The sequence below is a fragment of the Xenorhabdus khoisanae genome, from assembly GCF_001037465.1.
In the GTDB taxonomy this organism is placed as follows: Bacteria; Pseudomonadota; Gammaproteobacteria; order Enterobacterales; family Enterobacteriaceae; genus Xenorhabdus; species Xenorhabdus khoisanae.
Map to the genome: position 1 here is coordinate 1 of NZ_LFCV01000136.1, position 5,560 is coordinate 5,560.

5 protein-coding genes are annotated in these 5,560 nt (G+C 39.3%); 4 read left to right on the top strand and 1 reads right to left on the bottom strand.

What is annotated here, in order from left to right:
* Positions 1–288 precede the first annotated feature (288 nt).
* The 3 genes from pyrC (at position 289) to AB204_RS17255 (ending at position 2,669) form a co-directional block, all read left to right on the top strand.
* A complete protein-coding gene (gene pyrC, locus AB204_RS17245; RefSeq protein WP_047964616.1) occupies positions 289–1,341 on the top strand; it encodes a dihydroorotase in 1,053 nt (350 codons plus the stop codon).
* A 235-nt stretch (positions 1,342–1,576) separates the two neighbouring features.
* Positions 1,577–1,831, top strand: coding sequence for a biofilm formation regulator BssS (bssS, locus tag AB204_RS17250; RefSeq protein ID WP_047964617.1), 255 nt, complete (start codon positions 1,577–1,579; stop codon positions 1,829–1,831).
* Between the two features lie 244 nt (positions 1,832–2,075).
* Entirely contained in the window at positions 2,076–2,669 is a 594-nt protein-coding gene (locus AB204_RS17255; protein ID WP_047964618.1) for a response regulator transcription factor, read from the top strand.
* 152 nt (positions 2,670–2,821) lie between these two features.
* Here the strand turns inward: AB204_RS17255 and trhO are convergent, their stop codons facing one another.
* A complete protein-coding gene (gene trhO, locus AB204_RS17260) occupies positions 2,822–3,880 on the bottom strand; it encodes an oxygen-dependent tRNA uridine(34) hydroxylase TrhO (RefSeq protein ID WP_047964619.1) in 1,059 nt (352 codons plus the stop codon).
* A 496-nt stretch (positions 3,881–4,376) separates the two neighbouring features.
* Between trhO and AB204_RS17265 the strand changes: the two genes are divergently transcribed.
* On the top strand, positions 4,377–5,321 hold the full coding sequence (locus AB204_RS17265; RefSeq protein ID WP_047964620.1) for a Kdo(2)-lipid IV(A) acyltransferase: 945 nt from the start codon (positions 4,377–4,379) through the stop codon (positions 5,319–5,321).
* The last annotated feature ends 239 nt before the right edge of the window (positions 5,322–5,560 follow it).

Below are 5,560 nucleotides of genomic sequence, written 5' to 3' on the forward strand. Positions count from 1 at the left end.
AGAACGGCGGACTGTTAATCCGTATGTCGCTGGTTCGAGTCCAGCTGGAGGAGCCAAATTCAATTCACCCTCGTGTTGTTACTTCTATTTTTTCCTTTTTTGATACGATACATTTCCTCTGAATACCCTAACAAACATAAAATTAAAATTCTAATATTTCAAAATTCACAGGATTTTATCATTCAATAATAGCTATTTAGCTATTTTCGTTTTATCATTCTCCTCCGGCTTTAAGGAATGCTGCATCAGCATCCATCACTTTTTCACCTTTATTCTGGAGCCGGTTCCATGACCACTGAATCATACACAATTAAAATCCGCCGCCCTGACGACTGGCACGTCCATTTCCGCGATGGTGATATGCTAAAAACTATCGTCCCCCATACCAGCCGTTTCTTTGGCCGAGCTATCGTCATGCCCAACCTTGTCCCTCCAGTGACAGATGTTGCCAGCGCCAAAGCCTATAAAGAGCGGATAATCGCAGCTATTCCATCAGATCACGATTTCCAACCTCTTATGACCTGTTATCTGACTGATTCAACAGACAGCATGCAAATTGAAACGGGCTATAAAGAAGGCATTTTCACCGCCTGTAAACTTTATCCCGCCAATGCAACAACAAATTCCAGCCACGGTGTTTCTGATATCAAAAAGATCTACCCATTATTGGAAACCATGGAAAAAATAGGCATGCCCCTGCTGATTCATGGTGAAGTCACCGCTTCCCATATCGATATTTTTGATCGTGAAGCACGATTTATCGAACAAGTGATGGAACCATTACGCAGGCAGTTCTCTGGGCTAAAAGTTGTTTTTGAGCATATTACAACTAAAGAAGCCGCAGAATACGTTCTTGAAGGCAACGATAAATTAGGTGCTACTCTGACACCACAGCATTTGATGTTCAACCGCAACCATATGCTAGTTGGTGGTATTCGCCCCCACCTTTACTGCTTACCAGTACTAAAACGCAACGTTCATCAAGAAGCATTGAGGGCAGCAGTTGCCAGTGGTTGTAATCGCTTCTTCTTGGGAACAGATTCAGCCCCCCATGTACTACACCGCAAAGAATCATCTTGTGGTTGCGCCGGAGTTTTCAATGCTCCTACCGCTCTGGCTGCCTATGCCACTGTTTTTGAAGAAATTGGAGCCATGGAACATTTTGAATCTTTCTGTTCCTTAAATGGCCCAGCATTTTATGATCTGCCAGTTAATGACGGTTTTATCGAACTGATACGTAAGCCGACTTCTGTTGTTGAGTATGTTCAGTGCGGTGATGAAAAGCTGATTCCATTCCTTGCCGGGGAAGATGCCGGATGGGATGTTAACTTATGTGAGTAATTTTTTTACTTCTGACCGTGCGGAAATTGTCCTTTATTTCCGCACAATTATCTGTTTTATAAGAAAAATCGAATAACTTATAATCATTCTCATCAGTAATGATGAAAAAATTCCGCTCTTTTCACTTCTTAGATTGGCAAAAAAGTTTATACTGCTATTTGCTCATCCTAGATGGGTGTTTTTGCTCTTAGTCATTTATATCAATAATGATGCTGTAGTCTGATTAGGAGGTTATATGGACAATAAAAATGAAATAATTCAAACTCATCCTGTTGTTGGCTGGGATATCAGCACCGTTGATGCCTATGATGCCATGATGATACGTCTTCATTACGCATCCTCCCAAGACCAAAATCCAGAGAATGTTAGCGTTGACAAAACATTGTGGTTAACAACACGGGTGGCCAAACAACTTATCCTCATTTTACAAGCCGGAATTGAAAAAATAGAAGCATCAGAATACAGTCAACTCGATCATATTAAACATTAACAATGAATTTAGACACTTTCCTTCAACCCATTTGGGCACTCAATGTACTGAGTGTCCAAAATAGACAACCGAACAAATATTAACCAACAAAATTATCCATCTAGTTCACTATTCTTTATAATCCTGTATTATACGACCGTATTCATCCATGAATAGCTTAATTGTTAAACTAATTTTCTAAATAACCCATTTTTTAAAATAACCAATCTTTAAATAACCATAGTAGAACAAGGATGTTCAAGTAATGAAATTATTAGTCATTGAGGAATGCCATTATACACGCTTAGGAATTATTGCATTTCTAAAAGAAAATACGAATATTTTTCTTAAAGAAGCGACATCAATTCAAGATGCTATCAATATCCTGCCGTTCTTTTCTCCGGATGTTATTTTGGCGAATTTAACAAGCTATGGTCACTACAGTGAATATTGTGAACAACTGAAATTATTTATTTCATTAGTTAATGAAACACGTATTTATACTTATATTGACAAACCCTATCCTTTTGGAAAAACACCTATCCAATTGACAAATAACGATTTTATCTTATCGAAAAAAAATCTGATGATGTTACTTAATCGCCTAAAGAAAATGACATCATTTGATATTCGACGTTATTTCTCTCATTTCAATATTCACAGCTCTATTTTTAGCCATCAGGAAAATCGTGTCATCTATTATTGGATGTTAGAAACCAACACTCATAAAATCGCCCAAATACTAAAAGTCAGTAATAGTACAGTCTATTCTCACAAAAGGCATATTATAGAAAAAACGGGTGTTTCTAACAAAATAGAGTTACTTTTTATTTACAATATATTTAAATATTTATGTTAAGTCATTTAAATAAATTTCTTTAGCCTAAATGATATTTGATTATTTAGGCTAATTCATCAGTGCTGTAGGCTAACTAGTTAAAGAATATTTATGCCCCATCGACTTCAAGTTGCAACCAACAAAGTTGCAACTTGAAAGACGGCGGGTATACATCACTTAATAGATTGCAATGATGTAATATTCAAACCATCATTTAAACGATAGCGGGACTTATTAAAAATTTTAGCCCCATTCTCTCTTCCTGCCCGACGAGCACGTTGTTCGTTTTCTGGTAGTTTCATTTCTTCACTACAAGCATCGCTGCAACAACCTTCGAAACGCTCTGCACAAGATGGGCACTGGATAAACAACAAGTGGCAACCATCGTTCTTGCAATTAGTATGGCTATCACATGTCGCTCCACACTGGTGGCAGTGCGCAATGACCTCTTCAGAAATGCGTTCGCCCATACGCTCATCAAAGACAAAGTTCTTCCCAATAAAGCGAATTGGCAGCCCTTTTTCTTTCGCTTTGCGGGCATATTCAATAATGCCACCTTCTACATGATAGACTTTGTTAAAACCATTATGCAGCATATAAGCACTCGCTTTTTCACAGCGAATTCCGCCCGTGCAGTACATAACTATATTTTTATCTTTATTGTCTTTCAGCATGTCTACTGCCATTGGCAGCTGTTCACGAAACGTATCAGAAGGAATTTCAATTGCGTTTTCGAAATGCCCTACTTCATATTCGTAGTGGTTACGCATATCGACAAAGACGGTATCAGGATCATCCAGCATTTGGTTCACTTCAGCCGCTTTGAGATATTCGCCTGTTTTTGATGGATCAAAAGTTTCATCTTCAATACCATCAGCAACAACGCGTTCACGCAATTTCATACGCAATACCCAGAATGATTTACCGTCATCTTCCAGAGCAATATTCAGGCGCAGGTTACGCAATGCAGGATCAGTATCATCCAATAATGTTTTCAAAGCATCAACGTTACTGGAAGGTACACTAATTTGAGCATTGATACCTTCTTTGGCGATATAAACCCGACCAAAGACAGATAGTTCAGTAAATTTTTGATACAGGCTGTCGCGAAAAGCCTGTGGTTCGGAAATGGTAAAATATTTATAAAAAGAGATGGTCGTGCGCGGCTCGGTTTCAGCCAACATACGTTCTTTCAGCTCTTTATTAGAAATACGGTTATGTAACACTTGCATGGTGTACTTTCCTGAATTTCGATTACAAAAAAATAAAAACTTCAATGGTTGCCCCACTGATGGCCGAATATCATAGCGAAAATGCACTTTAGCGGACAGTGATTTGTGTTCTGACAGTGTATAGCAAATATTTGAATATCGTATACGGGAATAGCATAATCATGCCAATACCATACAAAGGATGGTCATAACACGACTGTCGCATGGTAACATGCTGTCAAGCAGGCGCGGTAATCGAACAATTTATCGCCTAATTAGGTAATTAATGCCCCAAAATGACTCTTAGAGCCTACTCAATAGGCGTCTATTGTTGCAGATAATTTGAACACAAGTTGTACCTATACCCTATGGATTTCAAGATGCAGCCAACATAGCGGCAACTCGAAAGACGACGGGTATAAAAGACTGAGCGTACAAGTCGTTCACTAACGATGAAATATGTGAAGATTTTGGACACAGCTTCAATTCAAAATGACAAATAATACACTGAAAACACATGATACAAGCACCTCCTTTTCGTCGTTCATTTTTACATCCCCGTTACTGGCTGACTTGGTTAGGTATCGGCATACTTTATTTATTGGTTTTACTCCCTTACCCAGCGATTTACTGGATAGGAACCCGGCTCGGTCGGCTATCACAACGTTTTTTGAAAAAGCGCGCCAAAGTCGCTGAACGCAACTTGGCTCTTTGTTTCCCTGATATGCCTCCAGAAAAACGGCATGAATGGCTGGTAAAAAATTTTGAATCTGTTGGCATGGGTTTGTTTGAAACAGGAATGGCTTGGTTCTGGCCTGACTGGAGAATCAGGCGCTGGTTCAACATCACTGGACGGGAAAATATTCAAAAAGTGCAATCCAAAGGCCAAGGAATTATCGTTATTGGAGTGCATTTTCTGACCCTGGAATTAGGAGCGCGTATCTTTGGCATGTTGAATCCGGGGATTGGTGTGTATCGCCCAAATGACAATCCTGTTATGGATTGGCTACAAACATGGGGACGGCTCCGATCTAATAAATACATGTTAGATAGAAAAGATGTGAAGGGTATGATCCGCTGCCTGAAAAACGGTGAAATTGTCTGGTATGCGCCTGATCATGATTACGGCCCACGTAACAGCGTATTCGCCCCGCTATTCGCTGTTGAACATGCGGCAACGACGACTGGAACCTCAATTCTCGTCCGTTTGTCCAATCCGGCATTGCTCCCTTTTACTCCTCGCAGACTACCCGATGGGAAAGGTTATGAATTAATTATTCAACCCGCTGTAGAAAATTTCCCTCTCAAAGATGAAGTAGAGGCTGCTGCGTTCATGAATAAGGTGATTGAAAAAGAGATCATGCAGGCACCTGATCAATACATGTGGTTACACCGCCGCTTTAAGACACGTCCCGAAGGTATGCCATCCTTGTATGGTGATAACGATAATATTCACCAGTAAAATTATATGGCTGCTATTTATAAATAGCAGCCAATGCCTTGTACCCACACCCCCCTGAAAAATGTTATAGAATAATTAAATAAATTTGTTTTTATTGCCATTTCCCGCATAGAATACGTGTCTTTTTTCACCACTTTTTTCAATCTTTTTATTCTTAAAATAATTTGATCTTTTACAATCATCCCGCCTAAAACAGAGAGGAATTCTCTGCCTTTATGTAATCTCTACCTATTTAAAAC

Bases quoted from the DNA above. Each gene is read 5' to 3' on its own strand.
- pyrC (WP_047964616.1), top strand. From the start codon at position 289: ATGACCACTGAATCATACACAATTAAAATCCGCCGCCCTGACGACTGG.
- bssS (WP_047964617.1), top strand. From the start codon at position 1,577: ATGGACAATAAAAATGAAATAATTCAAACTCATCCTGTTGTTGGCTGG.
- AB204_RS17255 (WP_047964618.1), top strand. From the start codon at position 2,076: ATGAAATTATTAGTCATTGAGGAATGCCATTATACACGCTTAGGAATT.
- trhO (WP_047964619.1), bottom strand. From the start codon at position 3,880: ATGCAAGTGTTACATAACCGTATTTCTAATAAAGAGCTGAAAGAACGT.
- AB204_RS17265 (WP_047964620.1), top strand. From the start codon at position 4,377: ATGATACAAGCACCTCCTTTTCGTCGTTCATTTTTACATCCCCGTTAC.